Here is a 17,394-nt window from a genome sequence, read left to right on the forward strand (position 1 = left end):
CTCTCGAAAAACTTTGGAGAGACTTGAGCACGCGTTGCGAGCAGAGGTACATCAAGAGGCGCAGGCATTGGAATAGATTTGTGGGGATCCCTCAGACTCTGCTCGCATTTCGCCCTCTACGATAGCGGTATCGTTGAACCACACTGAGGCAGTGAACATATCGACTTACGCTGATGCGACACCTGAGCAGCAAGACGCCGAATTCGGCCAATTTTGGCAATCCATGCGCCATGCAGCCCAAGTCATACGTGAGCGCAGCCAGGTTCACAGCAATGGCGTGATCGGAACAGCAGCGGGTCACTGCGATGGCTTCAACCATCCGACGCCCGTAGCGGGTGTGGGGAAATTTGTCGAGCTGAACTGCCGCACACAGTACGGGTGTTTATATTGCGAGCACTATATCTGCCACAGTGACGAAGAGGATCTACATAAATTGTTGAGTTTGCAGTACGTAATCAATTCCGTGCGTAAAACGGTTCCTGACGTGGCGCACGCTGAGGCACTATACAAAGATCTCTCTATCCGAATTGAGTTTATCATCGAAGCGCTTTGCAAACGCTCTGATTCAACGAGGCAGACTGTCGAAGCGGTCAAAATAAAAGTGTTTGAGTATGGTGAAATTACTGCGTTTTGGGAAAGCCGATTGAGCCGTTATGAACGGTTGGGGGTGACATTTTGAGTGATGTTGTTCAGTCCATAGGCAGTCTCTTTGCTAGCGGTCACTTCGCTGGTACTTCCGAGCCAGATAATGCCTTTCATTTATATGGGAAGCCTAGTCCAAATTTTGTGCTATGTCGCGATGAGAATGGCATAGCAACGGCGATATATAACGGTGCTTCTTGGGACTTCAATCCATACAGGTTGAGTGCAAAAAAAGTTAATCGAATATCCTTTGATACAGTTTTTGATGATGAAGGGGAAGAGCAGTCAGTATTGATCGATGATGTCAAGTATTTGCTGTACTGTCTGATCTATTTTGCAGGCGGTGGACGACGCGGTACGCTCAGTGTATCCACGTTGAGTCAGTACTGGATGGTTTTGCGCATGGCCATGAAGTTTTGTTACGAGCAGAAGCAGAAGCGTTTGGTCGGCGTGCTTTCTTTGGAACAGTTGTTCACAGTGCCGGTATATCTTGCGGCGTTTATTCGTGAGCAAAAACCTGTTGGCAAGGTTCTGACTGGAATATTGCGGGCCTTGGTTAGCGTAGGCGGTAATCGACTGGGGTACGCCGTGCTCAACCCAAGTGCATTTGATCTTAAAGCTCCAGATTTCAAACAACATCCCGTTATTCCTACGCGTATCTATTTGAGCCTGATCAATGTAACTGGTGACCTCATCGATCAGCTACACCCCGGTTTAAACAGATTCGAGTCATTTATAGAGTGTTTCGCCAATGAGCACTATGGCCGTACGCGCATAAGGCAAAAAAAAGATCTGGGCTACAACGCGAGCTTTCACCCTGACATGCCTCAGGCACTCAAGGACCACGATCTGAGCGCGGTGTTCTCCGGAGAGTTTGCGTGCGCTCATAAGAGACATTTACAGACCGTCTTGCTCAAGATGCAGTATACGCTGGCAACCGTAGTCCACCTTTATACCGGCATGCGCGATCAAGAGGTCATGCGAATGTCCTATATCTGTTTATCCGATAAAATTGCCCAGGAAGCGGTTCTTGATGATGAAGGTATACTCCGAGATAAGTCACAGTCGGTAAATATTCTATCGACCACCACGAAATTTTCGGGCTACAAGAAAGAAAGTACTTGGTTCGCCCCAGATGAAGTCGTCAAGGCTATCGAGATTGCTAAAGCGATTTGCCGTGGTCTCGCTAAGCTATATAAGGTCGAGCTAGATGATCGCTGTCCGCTTTTTCTCAATCCATCGATATTGAGTTTTACGAGAGGTAAAGCAGAGGTTGGTGTTACGAGCTTTTCTTTAAGGTCTACTCAAGAGTCTACCTTACGATTGATTTTGATTAAGGACGAGGATGTTAAAGAACTATGTCAAAGCGACCCTTCTCGTGATTTTCACAACGATCCGGAATTCGCAGTCGGCCAGCCCTGGCCGCTGACCACGCATCAGTTCCGACGTTCGCTGGCGTTTTATGGTAGTAGCAGCGGCTTTCTCTCGCTGCCAACGCTTCGAACACAGTTTAAACACATGACCATCCAGATGGCTCGATATTACGCTAATAACTACGAGAATTTGCGAACGATATTTGGCTATTACGATGAGAGCAGAAATGAATTTTTGCTGCCACGCAATCACTTTGCCTTCGAATATTAGATGGCTATGCCCATGGCTGTAGCCAATCAACTGATTGCTGATCTTCTATTCAGTGAGGAGCCGTTATTTGGCGGCACTGGTTCGTATATGGAGAAGCAGAAAAAACGGCTTCAGGCGGGTGAGGTTCGAATTGAAGATGTCCGTGCTGACACTGAACAGCGGGTTAAAAATGGTGCAATCAGTTACAGGCCAACGCTTCTCGGTGGTTGTACCAAGGTAGGTCGTTGCGATTCGTTTCTGTTGGGTGATTACACTGAGTGCTTGACTTGTGAGGGGGCCATTATAAAACGCTCGAACCTAGATGCGGCTATCGAGGACGCGACGGAAGAATTGTGTAATTACCCGGAAAACTCTGGCGAATATCAGATTGTGAGGGGTGATATTGAGCGTTTGACGGCTTACAAAGCTCGGTTGATTGATACCGTGGAGTTATCGCTATGAAGAGTGGCCTGGTTGATAGTAGCGGCCTGAGTGCATGTGAGAACGCTTTCCAGCGACTCCTAGATGGCAATCCCGTTGTCGCTGAGCATGTAGGCCTAGACCTTTCGAAGCTCACTGCGAGCATTGTTAGTCTGGAGGCGGGGTTTGACCGTGGGTACTTAAAGAAATCTCGTAAGTCGCACTTACAGCTACTCGCAAAGATTGAGTCTGTTCGGGCAGGGGCCGGCAAAGGGACTTCGTCAAATGGTCGTCGAATCCGACAGTTGGAAAGTCAGTTAGCTTCGCTAGAAAAAGAGCTGTTAACGGCCCAAATTCAGCGCGATAAGGTTTTTGCTCAGAATATGAAATTATGGGATCGGGTACGTGATTTGGAATATTCGTTGAAAAATACGGGCACTGCTAACGTCAAGCAGTTCAGACGTCCGCATTGATCAATTGTCCAAACCTGGACCACGAGGAAGAGGGGGTTAACCACCACATTTTGTGGACATGACCGGCAGAGAACGACCCTTTGCGGCCAATCGCAGAAGGGGGTGGACAACTAAACGTTGTCCACCCTACACAGCTCCCGAATTCGCGTAGGGCGAATGGCCAACCCGTGGAACGCCTCGTGGCGTTTTCCATGAGTGGCCGCCCAGGCTACCTCGCTGAAGTATCGGAATTCGAATATTTCCATTCAATCTTTGATAGTGACGCCATGGCGATACGGCCTTGGATTCAACGGTGGCCGAAGAGTACACGCTCCATTCGGCACTCCAGTGATCAGGCAGCCGCGCTGCCTATTACCTCGCGGATCCGTGCGGCGATGTGCTCCACATGGGTTTCCAGGGCGAAGTGGCCCGTGTCGAGCAGCTCGACCACGGCGTTCGGCTTGTCCTTCCTGAAAGCTTCGGCGCCTGGCGGGATGAAGAACGGGTCGTGTCGACCCCAGATGATCAGCGCTGGCACTTGGGAGTTGCGCAAAAACGCCTGGAACTCCGGGTAGCGCTCGAGGTTGGTGGCATAGTCGAGAATTAGGTCCAGCTGGATATCCTTGTTGCCCGGACGTTCCAGTAGCAGCGCATCGAGGGTGTAGGACTCGGGGGCGACCTGCGTCGGGTCGGCGACGCCATGCAGGTACTGCCAGCGGGTCCCCTCCAGATGTAGCATGGCATCGTGGACGACCTGCCTGTTGGCGGCGGACGGATCAGCCCAGTAAGCACGTACCGGTGCCCAGGCATCGCCGAGCCCTTCCAGATAGGCGTTGCCGTTCTGCGAGATGAAGCCGCTCACCCGTTCGGGATGCGCGACGGCCAGGCGCAGGCCGGTCGGTGCGCCATAGTCGAACACGTACATGGCGTAGCGCGTCAGCCCGAGCGCGTCGACGAAGGCGCCGAGGGTATGGGCCAGGGCGTCGAAGCTGTAGTTATAGTTGCGTTCACTTGGCACTTCGGTAAAGCCGAAACCGGGAAGGTCTGGTGCGATCAGGCGGAAGCGGTCGGCGAGCAGCGGGATCAGGTTGCGGAACTGATGCGATGAGCTGGGAAAACCATGCAACAGCAGCAGCACCGGGGCATCCGGCTTGCCGGCTTCACGGTAGAAGACACGAACCCCGTCGGCTTCGACGAACTGGTGGCGGACTGAATGGGCGGAGCGGCAGATGGTGTTCATCGGATGAGCCCTCTGTAACCAGCGAAAATAAGGCGGTGGGTTACTACGAGGGTCAATCTCGCACGCACACGGTAACCAGTCAATGATTATTTTAGAGGTTATGGTCATGACCGACGACTGGCAGTTCTGGCGGATATGTAACTTGAATCGTCTAGTACAACGGTTACCATGACGGCAACGATCTTCCGCGAGAAATGCCATGGCCACCCCTGTCACCGAGCCCTTCGTAATCGCCGATCATCCGGCGCTGGATATGCTCAACACCATTGCCACTCGCGATGGCGTCGCTACCGATTTCTGGCAGAGCGATGCCGATGTGCACACCTGGATGAAACGCACCGGGTTAAGGGAGGCTCCTGTGCCACGCTTTGCCAAAGGGGCTGTGCTCGAGGCGGCGAAAGCCTTGCGCGAAGCCGTACGTGTCCTGGTCGAGCAACGCAAGGCCGGAGTGTACGGCGATCCAACGACGCTCAACCGTTTCTTGTGCGAAGCGGCCAGCCATTCGCAACTGGTCTGGGAGCATTCCGCCGAGCCGCGTCTACTGCGGATTGCCGAGCGCCAATCGCCGGAGCAATGGCTGGCCCCCCTGTCGGAACGGGCGGCAGACTTGCTATGCCATGGCGATTTCACTCTGGTCCGCCAGTGTGAACATTCGGACTGCACGCTCTGGTTCTACGATCGCACCAAGTCGCACCGACGTCGCTGGTGTGCCATGGCACTCTGCGGCAACCGGCATAAGGTCGCCGAGCATCGCAAACGTCAGTATCAGAAGTAACCGATTAGTCAGGTGCTGGCCAACGGCGCTTGGTGGTGGTCATGCCGAGGTAACGCCGAAGTTTTGGCCCTGATGGTCTCCTATTGGCCGTTTTCTGACGAGGTCGAATGCAAGCGGGTGGGATAATAGAGTGCAATTTCGCAGTCAAACACAGAACCACTACGCGCCATTTTTCAGTCAAACTACTCATCAGGATTGACTGTCAATGCGTTTTCGGGGAATTGGCTAAAAACCTTGGAAATACGGGCTTTGACAGGTGTCAAAGGTGCGCCGGGTACTTGATAGAGCGCATTACTGGCCGGATGATCCGTTGGTGGCGGAGGCGACGGCGCGGGTCAAGCCGCGTAAGTGAGCAAAGAGTAATCCGCAGGGAAGCTGAACCCTGTGGGAACGAGCCTGCTCGCGATGGCGGTGTATCAACTAGCCCAGAATTGACTGACCCGACGCTATCGCGAGCAGGCTCCCACAGCTGTCCGGCTATGGCGTAACGGGCAGCAGGAACCGTGCAATCACCGGCAAGTGATCGGAGATGCGCAACGTGTCGTCCTGTCGCACCTGGGCCTCGACCCGTTTGATGCGCGGGCTGTAGAACAGATAATCGACGGTGCGGTCCGGGCCGTTGAGGCCGGGGTCGTTCGGGTAGTGGGTCAGCCAGTGCGCACGGTCGATGCCACTGGCCTCGTTGTTGGTGGGAATCATCGGGTACTTGTCCCACAGCAGGTGTAGCGGACTGTCAACGGAGTAGGGGGTGCGCTGTTCGGGCGGCAGGCGCAGGTACTGCCCCAGGGGCAATAGATTGAAGTCACCGCCGATCAGCCAAGGCATGCCTCGGGATTCGAACTTGTCCAGGGCCTTGGATACGGCAGTGACTTGCTTGGGCAGGGTTTCGTCCGGCTGTGTGGCCCGCTCCAGATGCGTGTTGAGCACCGCCATTTGACTGCCATCGCTCAGCGGTATGTAGCTCACCAGCAGGGCATTTTTCGGTTGGAACTGGCGGCTGATGAAGTTGGTCTCGGCCACTGGCAGTTGCACCCGTTCGGCGTGATCGATGCGGTAGCGGCTCAGCGTTGCCAGTTGTCGACCGACGCTGCCGAAGATATGGGGGCTGGGTATGAAATCGGCCTTCCAGTCGAAGGCGCTGGTGCTGCAGGAGTAAAGGTCGGCGAGCCGCTCCTGCAACAACTTGAGTTGGTCCTGGTAGTCGCTGGCCTTGGCGCCGTTGTCCAATTCCTGCAGCAGGACGATGCCGGGTTGCTCGTCACGGATGACCCGTGCCACTTCGTCGAGGCTGAATGCCATGTCTTCCGGGGTTGGGCTTTCATCGTCGCCCTGGGCCAGGTCGTGCCAGAACACGTAGCGTTTGCCGGCCAGGAACTGGACGTTCCAGGTCATCACCTTTACCGCTTGGCCGGGCATCAGCGGCGCGGCGCCCGCGGTGCAATTGACCGGTAGTGTTTCCCGGGCTTGTGGGCGCCAGGTCAGGCCGTAGATCGCCAGTGCAGCGAGGCAGACGATCAGCAACAAGCTCAGCAATGTGTAGCGCAGTAAACGGGTCATGGCTCGGTTTTTTCCCCGATCAGCATGAATATCCGGAACAGCACCACGCTGGTGAACAGTTGCAGGAAGCTGTGAATGCTGTCGATCAACAGGCCGAGCCAGGGGTTCTGGGGCGGCGGATACACCGAGACGCTGGCGCCCTTGAGCAGCCACAGCGGCCCCATCACGCCCATGATGCACAACAGGATCCGCCAGAACCGGCCGCGGCTCATGCGCAGGCTTTCCTTCATCGCGGCCAGCGGCGCCAGGCCTCGGAGCACCAGCAGGTACTCGCTGAACGCCAGGGTCACCATCAGCCACAGGCCCGGCAGGATGTACAACGAAATACCCAGCAGGATCAGCAGCGTGTTGAGGGCGGTCAGCAACGCGAAGCGCGGCCAGAGGATCAGGGCCGCGGCTAGGAGGTCGCGAATGTGCGGCGATTCGCCTCGGCTGCGGGCGTCGAGAAACAGGATCAGTGCAGCGGTGTACACCGGATATACCAGCAGCCCGACGATCACGCTGTAGCCCGGAAAACCATCAGGGCCGAGAGCGCTGTCGACGGCTTGTTGCAGCACGGCCTCGAGTATCACCAGTGGCAGGCACAGCTGGGCGATCCGGCCCAGATGGCGCTTGAAGAAATACAAAGAGTCGCGCAGCACGTCAAACGGATTCATGAGTCGGATCGCAGGTCCAGAAGCGGTCCGACACTTTAACCGATCAGGCACCCGCACAAGCAAACGTAAACATCAGGTAAAGACCATTGAAACCTTCGTGGCAAGCCCCATTACTGATGAGCACCGGTTCTGCGGAACCGGCTTGGTTTTCTACCCGGCAATCTGATGAGGTCGCCATGAACAGCGAAGAACAAACCCTGATCGATGGACTGTTTTCACGGCTGCAACAGGCCGAAAAGGATTCAGGCCCGCGCGACGCCCAGGCCGAGGCGCGGATCAAGGAGCACTTGGCCAGCCAGCCCGCGGCCGGTTATTTCATGGCCCAGGCGATTCTTGTGCAGGAGGCGGCAATCAAACGCCTCGACGAGCAGAACAGGCAACTGACCGAGCAAGTCCAGCAACTGCAGACGGACCTGCAGAACGCTCGCAGCCAGGCCTCGGCACCCAGCGGTGGCGGTGGTTTCCTCTCGAGTATTTTTGGTGGCAGCAGCCGCGATTCGCGACCGGCCCCCGTCCCAAGCGCTCCGGCAACCGGCGGTGGCGGCTGGCGCGAGCCGGCGCGGCCGTCGTTCAACAACGCCCCGGCTCAGCAGGGCTTCGGTGCGCCGCCAGCGGGCTATGGCGCTGCACAACAACAAGCCCCGGCAGCGAGCAGCTTCCTGGGTGGCGCCCTGAAAACCGCGGCCGGCGTGGCCGGTGGTGTGATGTTGGCGCAAGGTATCAGCAGTCTGTTCCACAGCGGCCAGCAGCCCCAGGAAATCGTCGAGATCATCAAGCAAGAGCCGGCCCAACCGGCCAGCGACGTGGGTAACAGCGGGGACAACGGTTGGGGCGACGACCAGCGCATGGCCGACAACGATAACTACGGCAACGACCAGGGCGGCTTCAGCGACGCGGACTACAGCGACGACTCTTCCTTCTTTGGCGACGACGATTCCTTCGTCTGACCTGCCATTCGTCCGGGGTGCCCACGCGCCTCGGACCGATTATTCGCGGAACCCTCCTTCGGGCTGGCATACTGGGCGCCTTTTCGGGCTTGGTGGCCACATCGGCCACTGATGCCTGACCCAGAGCCTGTGCGCTTGTGCATTCAAGAGGAACCGCGGTGAAGAAAATCGCAGTGTTCGCCGATGTTCAGAACCTCTATTACACCGTGCGCCAGGCCTATGGTTGTCACTTCAACTACGCCGCCCTGTGGGCCGACATCAGCAAACAAGGGCAGATCGTCGAGGCCTACGCCTATGCGATCGATCGCGGCGACAGCAAGCAGCAGCAATTCCAGCAGATCCTGCGCAACCTGGGTTTCACCGTGAAGCTCAAGCCCTACATCCAGCGCAGCGACGGCTCGGCCAAGGGCGATTGGGACGTGGGCATCACGCTGGACATCATGGACGCCGCCGACCATGTCGACGAGGTCGTGCTGGCCTCGGGTGACGGCGACTTCGACATGCTGCTCGAACGCATCATCAGCAAGCACGGTGTGCAGGCGGTGGCGTACGGCGTGCCGGGGTTGACGGCCAACTCGCTGATCCGTGCCGCCAGTCGCTACGTGCCCATCGAAGGCGCGCTGCTGCTCAAGAATTGATCGTTACGGAGTTCAGACAGGTTTGGAACGCATCGCAGTCATCGACTTTGAGACCACCGGAATCACCCCGAGCAGCAGTTGCCGAGCCACGGAAATCGCCGTGGTAATGCTTGAGCAAGGCCGGATCGTCGACCGCTACCAGAGCCTGATGAATGCCGGCGTGCGGGTGCCGGCTTTCATCGAGCAACTGACTGGCATCAGCAATGCCATGCTGCGCAGCGCGCCGCCGGCCGAGCGGGTGATGAACGAGGTCAACGAGTTCGTCGGCACCACGCCGCTGCTGGCGCATAACGCCGCGTTCGACCAGAAGTTCTGGGACTTCGAACTGGGGCGGATCAAGCGTACCCGCCTGCAGAATTTTGCCTGTTCGCTGCTGCTCGCCCGACGCCTGATGCCGGCCGCGCCGAACCACAAGCTCGGCACCCTCAACGCCTTCGCCGGCCTGCCCCATACCGGCCAAGCTCACCGGGCCATGGCCGACGCTGAAATGGCCGCCAACCTCACCGCGCATCTGGCTTCGGAACTGCGGCAGACGCATGGGCTGCGGGAGTTGTCCCATGATTTGCTGTGCAGCTTGCAGAAAGTGCCGGCGGCGAAGATCAATGAGCATCTCAAGCGTTATCGCGACTGCTAAATACACCACAAAACCCCTGTGGGAGCGGGCTTGCTCGCGAATGCGGTGCGTCAGTTAATGAAGATGTCGACTGATACACCGCCTTCGCGAGCAAGCCCGCTCCCACAGTTTTGATTTGTCTTGAACCGATTATTTTCCGTTGCCTTCCAATTGCCCCAGCGGCACCCGCTTTTCAATGGCACTGGACAGCACGATCGAGGTCTTGCTGAAGCCGAACTTGGCGATCCGGTTGATCAGCTCTTCCAGCTCCGGCATCGAGCCGACCGCCGCTTGCATGATCACGCAGGGGTCGCCGGTCACCCGGTGGCATTCGGTCAGTTGGGGAATCTTGCACAAGTCGTCGTAGGCCTTCTGGTTGCCGTGCTGGTTCATCCGCAATTCGATCACGCACTGCACCGGCAGGCCGATCTTGGCCATGTCGACCTTGGCCTGGTAGCCGGTAATGATCCCGCTGGTTTCCAGTTTGCTGACGCGTTCGGCCACGGCCGGGGCCGAGAGGTTCACTTTGCGGGCCAGTTCGGCGTAGGACGCACGACCGTTTTCCAACAGGGCGCTGAGCAGCATGCGGTCGTATTTATCCACAGTTCAGGTTCCAGATCGGGTGGCTTTCGAAAGGCTGGTTTATAGCGCCAATCTCCGTGTTTTGAAAAGTGTATGGGCCAGATAAACAGGTTTTGTAGCTTATTTTCCGTTCATCGCCTTTCTAGAATAGCGTCTCTCATTGTCCTGACTTCGAGCTGACCATGCCTGGCCCACGCCGTTTTCCACTGCCGCTGATCGCTGCCTTCTTCGCCCTGTATGTCATCTGGGGATCGACTTATCTGGTGATTCGCATCGGCGTGGAGCATTGGCCGCCGTTGTTGCTGGCCGGGATTCGCTTCGTGCTGGCCGGCTCGCTCATGTATGGCTTCCTGCGCTGGCGCGGGGCACCGGCGCCGACCTGGGCGCAGTGGAAGGCCGGAGCCATCATCGGCGTGTTGCTGCTCAGTTTCGGCAACGGCGCGGTCAGTGTCGCCGAGCACACCGGCGTGGCTTCCGGGGTCGCGGCGTTGGCCGTGGCGACGGTGCCTTTGTTTACCCTGCTTTGCGGGTATTTCTGGGGCGCACGTAATACACGCCTTGAATGGGCGGGTATTGTGCTGGGGCTGATCGGCATCGCCATGCTCAACCTGGGCTCCAACCTGCAATCCAGTCCGCTGGGGGCAACCTTGCTGGTGTTCGCGGCGGCGTCGTGGGCCTTCGGCTCGGTGCTGAGCAAACATCTGCCTTTGCCGGCGGGGGCGATGGCCAGTGCCGTGGAAATGCTGGTGGGCGGCGTGGTGCTGTTGATCGGCAGCTTCGCCAGTGGCGAACACCTGGAGCGCATCCCGCCGTTCGAGGGCTGGTTCGCGCTGGCCTACCTGACGTTCTTCGGTTCGATCATTGCCTTCAACGCCTACATGTATCTGCTCAAGCATGTACGGCCGGCGGCGGCCACCAGTTATGCCTACGTCAACCCGGCGGTAGCGGTGCTGCTGGGGATCGTGTTTGCCGGCGAAAGTATCGGCGTCGAAGAGTCCCTGGCGATGCTGGTGATCATCAGTGCCGTGGTGTTGATCGGGCTGCCTCAGTGGCGCAAGCCCAAGCCTGCGCCGGTTGAATCCTGAATTAAGGTAAACTGCCGCGCATTGCACACCCTGCGCTGATTTTTCCGACGGTACTTCCATGACTTTCGCCACCCTTGGCCTGATCGAACCTTTGTTGCGCGCCCTCGAGACGCTCGGCTACCAGACCCCGACCCCGGTGCAGGCTCAGGCCATGCCGGCGGTGCTGGCCGGTCGCGACCTGATGGCCGCGGCCCAGACCGGCACCGGCAAGACCGCCGGTTTCGCCGTGCCGCTGTTGCAGTTGCTGACCACCGAAGGGCCGAAAGTGGCCGCCAACTCGGTGCGGGCGCTGATCCTGGTACCGACCCGCGAATTGGCCGAGCAGGTCCATGAAAGCGTGCGCCAATACGCGCAGAACCTGCCGTTGAGCACCTACGCCGTTTACGGTGGCGTCAGCATCAACCCGCAGATGATGAAACTGCGCAAAGGCGTCGACCTGCTGGTCGCCACGCCGGGGCGCTTGCTCGATCTGTTCCGGCAGAACGCGCTGAAGTTCAACCAGTTGCAGACCCTGGTGCTGGACGAAGCCGACCGCATGCTTGACCTGGGCTTCTCCGAGGAACTGGCGAATATCTACAAGGCGCTGCCGAAGAAACGCCAGACGCTGCTGTTCTCGGCGACCTTTTCCGACGCCATCCGTTTGCTGGCCGGGCAGATGCTCAACGATCCGCTGAGCATTGAAGTGAGCCCGCGCAACGTCGCCGCCAGCACCGTCAAGCAATGGGTGGTGACGGTGGACAAAAAGCGCAAGCCGGAATTGTTCGTGCACCTGATGCGCAAGAACAAGTGGAAGCAGGTACTGGTGTTCGCCAAGACCCGCAACGGTGTCGATGCATTGGTGGAAAAACTCCAGGGACTGGGCGTCAATGCTGACGGCATCCACGGCGACAAACCCCAGGCCACCCGCCAGCGCGCACTGGACCGTTTCAAGCTCGGTGACATCCAGATTCTGGTGGCCACCGATGTCGCCGCCCGTGGTCTGGATATCGAAGACCTGCCTCTGGTGGTGAATTTCGATTTGCCGATCGTCGCCGAAGACTACATTCATCGCATCGGCCGTACTGGCCGGGCGGGCGCCACGGGGCAAGCGATTTCCCTGGTGTGTGCCGATGAAGTGAACCTGCTGTCAGCCATCGAGATGTTGACCCGCCAGACGTTGACTCGCCAGATGGAGCAGGACTTCGAGCCTGAACATCGGGTACCGGATACCGACGCCAGTGGCCAGGTGATCAAGAAGCCGAAAAAGCCGAAGAAGCCAAAGACGTCGGGCGGTGGCGGCAAGCGCAACCTCGGCAAATGGGTGGACAGCGGGGACTCGGCGCCGGTGGAGCCTTCGGTCAAGCCGGTGCGCAAAGTGCCGGTGTTCAATACCGGGCCGCGTAAACGCAAGCCGTAGCGGAGCAGCGGGAAGCCGCAAGCTTCAAGCTGCAAGTTAAAAGCAGTACGCGTTCGACTTGCAGCTTATGGCTTGCCGCTGTTTCGCAGAAACTCCAACATCCCCAACCCCGCCGCCCGCCCGCTGGCAAAGCACGCCGTCAGCAGATACCCCCCGGTCGGTGCTTCCCAGTCGAGCATTTCCCCCGCACAGAACACGCCGGGTATCCGCTTGAGCATCAGGTTTTCATCCACGGCGTCGAATGTCACGCCACCGGCGCTGCTGATGGCTTCGTCCAGGGGGCGGGTTTTTACCAGGGTGATCGGTAATGCTTTGATCGCCCGGGCCAGCTGCGTCGGGTCTGCGAAACAGTCGGCAGACGTCTGTTCGCGTAACAACGCCGCCTTGACCCCATCGATCCCCAACTGGCTGTGCAGGTGCTTGGCCATCGAGCGTGAACCGCGCGGTTTGCTCAAGGCCTGGAGCACTTTATCCATAGGCCGGCCCGGCAACAGATCCAGATGGATCGTCGCACTGCCGTGGCGATTGATGGCTTCTCGAATCGGTGCCGACAAGGCGTAGATCAGGCTGCCTTCGATACCGGTGGCGGTGATGACGCATTCGCCGAGACGGGGAACGTCGTCGTTCAAGCCGATGGCGATGTTTTTCAGCGGGGCGCCGGCGAATTTGCTGACCATCAGCTCGCTCCAGGCCTGCACGTCGAAGCCGCAGTTGCTCGGTTGCAACGGAGCAAGGGCAACACCGCGCTGTTCCAACGCCAACATCCAGGCCCCGTCGGAGCCCAGGCGTGACCAACTGCCGCCGCCCAGCGCAAGCAGCGTGGCGACGGGCTGGAGGGTTTTTTCACCTTCCTGGCTGGCTATTCGCAGGCTGTTGTCGGGGTTCCAGCCGAGCCAGCGATGGCGGGTGTGGATCTTCACCCCGGCGTCGCGCAGGCGCTTGAGCCAGGCACGCAGCAGCGGGGCGGCTTTCATGTCGGTGGGAAACACTCGCCCGGAACTGCCGACAAAGGTGTCGATGCCCAGACCGTGAATCCAGGTGCACAGCTCATCCGCGCCGAAGGCCCGCAGCAACGGGGCGATATCTGCGGCCCGTTCGGCGTAGCGGGACAGGAATGCCGGGAAGGCTTCCGAGTGGGTGATATTCATGCCGCCGACACCGGCCAGCAGAAACTTCCTGCCCACCGAGGGCATGCCGTCGTACAGGTCGACCTGGATGCCGGCCTGGCTCAAAACCTCCGCTGCCATGAGACCGGCAGGGCCGCCGCCGATGATCGCGATGGTTGGAGTGTTGGATGGGGCGGTCGAGGTCATGGCGTGAACTGCAGGGAGGGGATAAGCGCGGCATTCTATCAGCACAGATTCTGTGGGAGCGGGCTTGCTCGCGAAAGCGGTGTGTCAGTTAACGAAGATGTCGACTGAAATACCGCTTTCGCGAGCAATCCCGCTCCCACAGGGATGGAGGTGTTCTTGAGTCTGTGGTTAAAAAACAACCAGACCTCTGCAAGCTATACCTAATATAGCCTGTAGGCCGTTTCGCTCAGGTTATCCACAGGCCGCTCCACAGGCATTGTGGGTAACGCACCCAGACTTCAATGACACCCTGATGACGACCAGACTTTTTGTGCGCTGTGATGCAGGATCCCGTGACGCCGGGCCAGAGCCCTGCGGTCCTTGCTGTAGCCGCCGCCGATCACCCCGACCACCGGGATGTCGCGCCCGAGACAATGACGCATGACGCTCTCGTCCCGGGCGGCGAGCCCTTCGTCTGTCAGCTTCAGGTAACCGAGGGCGTCGTCCTTGTGTACATCGACCCCCGCGTCATACAACACCAGGTCCGGCTGGTAGAGCGGCAGCAGATAGTTGAGGGCGTCGTCCACCACCTGCAGGTAGGCCGAATCTTCAATGCCCATCGGCAATGGAATGTCCCAATCGCTCTGAGCCTTGCGTGCGGGAAAATTCTTTTCGCAATGCAAGGAAACTGTCACGGCGTCCGGGGTGTCATGGAGTATCCGGGCGGTACCGTCGCCCTGATGCACGTCGCAGTCGAAAATCAACACCCGCGAGACGCGGCCACTGGCGAGAAAATAGCGGCTGATCACCGCCAGGTCGTTGAAAATGCAAAATCCTGCAGGGTGGTCGTAGTGGGCATGGTGGGTGCCTCCGGCCAGGTGACAGGCCAGCCCGTGTTCGAGGGCCTGCTCGGCCGCCAGCAACGAACCGCCCACGGCCCGTACCGTTCGCCGGGCCAGGGCTTCGCTCCAGGGCAGGCCGAGCCGCCGTTGGTCTTCGCGGGACAACTCGCCACTCATGTAGCGTTCGATATAGACGCGATCATGGGCCAGGGCGAGGATCTCGGGCGGGCACAGCGACGGGCGCAACAGGTCCGCGTCGCGGGTCAGCCGGCTGTCAACCAGGTGGTCGCGCAGCAAGCGGAATTTGTCCATGGGGAAACGGTGTTCCGCCGGGAACTCGGGACTGTAGTCTTCGTGATAGATAAGCGGCAGCGGCATGGTGTTTTCAGCGATGATTGAATGACGGATCCTACCAGCGATGTAGACTTTGGGGCATGGAAGGGGAGTAGAGATGGAGCCGATACTGGAACTGGAAAGTGCGCGGCTGCTCATGCGGCAGTGGCACGATGAGGATCTGCCGGCGTTTGCGGCCATGTCTGCCGATTCGCAGGTGATGCGTTATTTCCCGGCACCCCTGAGCCGCCTTGAAAGTGCCGCGCTGATCGGGCGCGTGCGTGGGCACTTTGCCGAACATGGTTTTGGCTTGTGGGCGCTGGAGCGCAAGGACACCGGTGCCTTCATCGGTTTTACCGGGCTGGGTGTGGTGGGGTTCGACGCGCATTTCACGCCGGCCATCGAGATCGGCTGGCGCCTGGCCCGGGAGCACTGGGGCCTGGGGTATGCCAGCGAGGCTGCCTGGACGGCGTTGCGCTGTGGGTTTGACCGCCTGGGGCTGGACGAGGTAGTGGCATTCACCTCGACCGATAACCTGCCATCGCAAAAGGTCATGCAGGCGATCGGCATGCACCATGATCCGGTTGACGATTTCGAACATCCAAAACTCGCGGTCGGTCATCCATTGCGTCACCATGTGCTCTACCGCATCAACCGCGAGCAGTGGCTGCAGACCCTGCACGGTTAACCGACACGGACGTCTACATTAGTGGGCCAACAATTGATCCACCGTCGCAGCTCAGACTGCGCGGTGTGCTGTGTGAGGAAGTCTGAATGAGCCATGTGTTGGAAGATCTGGTCGACCTGCTGACCCTGGAACCGATCGAAGAGAATCTGTTCCGCGGTCGCAGCCAGGACCTCGGGTTCCGCCAGTTGTTCGGCGGCCAGGTGCTGGGCCAGTCGTTGTCGGCGGCCAGCCAGACGGTGGAAGAGGCGCGCCATGTGCATTCGATGCATGGCTATTTCCTGCGTCCGGGCGACGCGGCGTTGCCGGTGGTCTACCAGGTGGACCGGGTACGCGATGGCGGCAGCTTCAGCACCCGCCGGGTCACGGCGATCCAGAAAGGTAATCCTATTTTCACCTGCAGTGCATCGTTCCAGTACGACGAACAGGGTTTCGAGCACCAGAGCACCATGCCCCAGGTCGTCGGGCCGGAAAACCTGCCCTCCGAGCTGGAGCTGACCCAGCAGCGGGCGCACCTGTTGCCCGAGCACATGCGGGAAAAACTGCTGTGCCCCAAGCCGATCGAGGTACGCCCGGTCACGGAAAAGGACCCGTATAACCCGCAGCCGGCCGACCCGATCAAATACGTGTGGTTCCGCGCCGATGGCGCTCTGGCGGATTCGCCGGCGTTGCACAAATACCTGCTGGCCTACGCTTCGGACTTCGGCCTGCTGACCACGTCGATGCTGCCCCATGGCAAATCGGTCTGGCAGAAGGACATGCAGGTCGCCAGTCTCGACCACGCTTTGTGGTTCCACGCCGACCTGCGTGCCGACGACTGGTTGCTCTACGCCATGGACAGCCCTTGGGCCGGCAATTCCCGCGGATTTTCCCGCGGCAGCGTGTTCAATCGCGCCGGCCAACTGGTAGCCTCGGTGACCCAGGAAGGCCTGATCCGCCATCGCAAGGACTGGGCATGAGCCTGGCGGACGTACGGCACTGGGTCTTCGACATGGATGGCACGCTGACCATTGCCGTGCATGATTTCGCGGCCATCCGGGTGGCCCTGGCGATTCCGGCCGAAGACGACATCCTGACCCACCTGGCGGCCTTGCCGGCGGATGAAGCCGCGGCCAAGCATGCCTGGCTGCTGGAGCACGAGCGGGACCTGGCGCTGGGCTCCAGACCGGCGCCGGGTGCGGTCGAGTTGGTACGTGACCTGGCCGGGCGTGGCTATCGCCTGGGGATCCTGACCCGCAACGCCCGGGAACTGGCCCATGTGACACTCGAGGCCATCGGCCTGGCCGATTGTTTCGCTGTGGAGGACGTGCTGGGTCGTGACGAAGCACCGCCCAAGCCGCACCCGGGTGGCCTGTTGAAACTGGCCGAAGCCTGGCGCGTGGCGCCTGCGGACATGGTCATGGTCGGCGATTATCGCTTCGACCTGGACTGTGGTCGTGCGGCGGGGGCGCGGACCGTGCTGGTGAACCTGCCGGACAATCCGTGGCCGGAGCTAGCGGATTGGCATGCCCGGGATTGTGGCGAATTGCGGCGGATGCTTTTGGCTTGAGAGACAGATCGACAGGTCAATCGCTATCGCGAGCAGGCTCGCTCCCACATTCGATCGCATTTTATCT

At 59.2% G+C, this 17,394-nt stretch carries 19 protein-coding genes and 1 pseudogene; 13 read left to right on the top strand and 7 right to left on the bottom strand.

Annotation, left to right across the window (positions count from 1 at the left end; genetic code table 11):
• The first annotated feature begins 133 nt into the window (after positions 1-133).
• Genes FBY02_RS24195 through FBY02_RS24205 form a run of 4 tightly spaced genes read left to right on the top strand, consistent with a single transcriptional unit; the run spans position 134 to position 3,158 of the window.
• A complete protein-coding gene (locus FBY02_RS24195; RefSeq protein ID WP_178112079.1) occupies positions 134-679 on the top strand; it encodes a hypothetical protein in 546 nt (181 codons plus the stop codon).
• A complete protein-coding gene (locus FBY02_RS24200; protein WP_256662559.1) occupies positions 676-2,286 on the top strand; it encodes an integrase in 1,611 nt (536 codons plus the stop codon). The genes FBY02_RS24195 and FBY02_RS24200 overlap by 4 nt, the downstream gene beginning before the upstream one ends.
• A gap of 12 nt (positions 2,287-2,298) precedes the next feature.
• Positions 2,299-2,727 carry a hypothetical protein gene (locus tag FBY02_RS28490; RefSeq protein WP_256662558.1) on the top strand — a complete coding sequence of 143 codons (429 nt, stop codon included), beginning with the start codon at positions 2,299-2,301 and terminating at the stop codon, positions 2,725-2,727.
• A complete protein-coding gene (locus FBY02_RS24205; RefSeq protein ID WP_144930610.1) occupies positions 2,724-3,158 on the top strand; it encodes a hypothetical protein in 435 nt (144 codons plus the stop codon). The genes FBY02_RS28490 and FBY02_RS24205 overlap by 4 nt, the downstream gene beginning before the upstream one ends.
• Before the next feature lie 331 nt (positions 3,159-3,489).
• On the opposite strand, the gene FBY02_RS24210 is transcribed toward FBY02_RS24205, so the two are convergent.
• Positions 3,490-4,377: an alpha/beta fold hydrolase gene (locus tag FBY02_RS24210; RefSeq protein WP_144930612.1), complete on the bottom strand. Its 888-nt coding sequence runs from the start codon at positions 4,375-4,377 to the stop codon at positions 3,490-3,492.
• Between the two features lie 199 nt (positions 4,378-4,576).
• Here FBY02_RS24210 and FBY02_RS24215 point away from each other — a divergent pair, with 199 nt between their 5' ends.
• The gene (locus FBY02_RS24215; protein ID WP_144930613.1) at positions 4,577-5,152 is read left to right on the top strand and encodes an ABATE domain-containing protein; all 576 of its coding nucleotides are present in this window, start codon (positions 4,577-4,579) and stop codon (positions 5,150-5,152) included.
• Positions 5,153-5,629: 477 nt separating this feature from the next.
• Here FBY02_RS24215 and FBY02_RS24220 read toward each other — a convergent pair whose 3' ends face one another.
• Together FBY02_RS24220 and FBY02_RS24225 are read right to left on the bottom strand one after the other, a co-directional pair.
• Positions 5,630-6,709, bottom strand: coding sequence for an endonuclease/exonuclease/phosphatase family protein (locus FBY02_RS24220; protein ID WP_144930615.1), 1,080 nt, complete (start codon positions 6,707-6,709; stop codon positions 5,630-5,632).
• Entirely contained in the window at positions 6,706-7,365 is a 660-nt protein-coding gene (locus tag FBY02_RS24225; protein WP_144930616.1) for a hypothetical protein, read from the bottom strand. Before FBY02_RS24225 ends, FBY02_RS24220 begins: the two co-directional genes overlap by 4 nt.
• A 176-nt stretch (positions 7,366-7,541) precedes the next feature.
• On the opposite strand from FBY02_RS24225, the gene FBY02_RS24230 reads away from it, so the two are divergent.
• From FBY02_RS24230 to FBY02_RS24240, 3 genes are all read left to right on the top strand, one after another.
• Positions 7,542-8,312 (top strand): DUF2076 domain-containing protein, encoded by a 771-nt coding sequence (locus tag FBY02_RS24230; protein WP_144930617.1) that lies wholly within the window; start codon positions 7,542-7,544, stop codon positions 8,310-8,312.
• Between the two features lie 158 nt (positions 8,313-8,470).
• Positions 8,471-8,950 (top strand): NYN domain-containing protein, encoded by a 480-nt coding sequence (locus tag FBY02_RS24235; RefSeq protein ID WP_024780298.1) that lies wholly within the window; start codon positions 8,471-8,473, stop codon positions 8,948-8,950.
• A gap of 22 nt (positions 8,951-8,972) precedes the next feature.
• Entirely contained in the window at positions 8,973-9,584 is a 612-nt protein-coding gene (locus FBY02_RS24240; protein WP_144930619.1) for a PolC-type DNA polymerase III, read from the top strand.
• Positions 9,585-9,600: 16 nt separating this feature from the next.
• Here FBY02_RS24240 and FBY02_RS28495 read toward each other — a convergent pair.
• Positions 9,601-9,717, bottom strand: a pseudogene (locus FBY02_RS28495) (metal ABC transporter ATP-binding protein); the annotation flags it as partial.
• Complete coding sequence (locus FBY02_RS24245; protein ID WP_144930620.1) at positions 9,714-10,166, bottom strand: Lrp/AsnC family transcriptional regulator; 453 nt, start codon at positions 10,164-10,166, stop codon at positions 9,714-9,716. The pseudogene FBY02_RS28495 and the gene FBY02_RS24245, both read right to left, overlap by 4 nt.
• Before the next feature lie 161 nt (positions 10,167-10,327).
• Between FBY02_RS24245 and yedA the strand changes: the two genes are divergently transcribed.
• Together yedA and FBY02_RS24255 are read left to right on the top strand one after the other, a co-directional pair.
• A complete protein-coding gene (gene yedA / locus FBY02_RS24250; RefSeq protein WP_144930621.1) occupies positions 10,328-11,230 on the top strand; it encodes a drug/metabolite exporter YedA in 903 nt (300 codons plus the stop codon).
• Positions 11,231-11,288: 58 nt separating this feature from the next.
• Positions 11,289-12,626: a DEAD/DEAH box helicase gene (locus tag FBY02_RS24255; RefSeq protein ID WP_144930623.1), complete on the top strand. Its 1,338-nt coding sequence runs from the start codon at positions 11,289-11,291 to the stop codon at positions 12,624-12,626.
• Between the two features lie 65 nt (positions 12,627-12,691).
• Here FBY02_RS24255 and FBY02_RS24260 read toward each other — a convergent pair whose 3' ends face one another.
• Positions 12,692-13,939, bottom strand: a complete 1,248-nt coding sequence (locus FBY02_RS24260; protein ID WP_144930625.1) for a TIGR03862 family flavoprotein — start codon at positions 13,937-13,939, stop codon at positions 12,692-12,694.
• Between the two features lie 278 nt (positions 13,940-14,217).
• Positions 14,218-15,138, bottom strand: a complete 921-nt coding sequence (locus FBY02_RS24265) for a histone deacetylase (protein WP_144930627.1) — start codon at positions 15,136-15,138, stop codon at positions 14,218-14,220.
• Positions 15,139-15,211: 73 nt separating this feature from the next.
• Between FBY02_RS24265 and FBY02_RS24270 the strand changes: the two genes are divergently transcribed.
• From FBY02_RS24270 to FBY02_RS24280, 3 genes are all read left to right on the top strand, one after another.
• Positions 15,212-15,781 (top strand): GNAT family N-acetyltransferase, encoded by a 570-nt coding sequence (locus FBY02_RS24270; protein WP_144930628.1) that lies wholly within the window; start codon positions 15,212-15,214, stop codon positions 15,779-15,781.
• Between the two features lie 86 nt (positions 15,782-15,867).
• Positions 15,868-16,737, top strand: a complete 870-nt coding sequence (gene tesB / locus FBY02_RS24275) for an acyl-CoA thioesterase II (protein ID WP_144930630.1) — start codon at positions 15,868-15,870, stop codon at positions 16,735-16,737.
• Positions 16,734-17,327, top strand: a complete 594-nt coding sequence (locus tag FBY02_RS24280; protein ID WP_144930632.1) for an HAD family hydrolase — start codon at positions 16,734-16,736, stop codon at positions 17,325-17,327. Before tesB ends, FBY02_RS24280 begins: the two co-directional genes overlap by 4 nt.
• Positions 17,328-17,394 lie beyond the last annotated feature (67 nt).

It is taken from the genome of Pseudomonas sp. SJZ078 (genome assembly GCF_007828255.1).
GTDB lineage: Bacteria > Pseudomonadota > Gammaproteobacteria > Pseudomonadales > Pseudomonadaceae > Aquipseudomonas.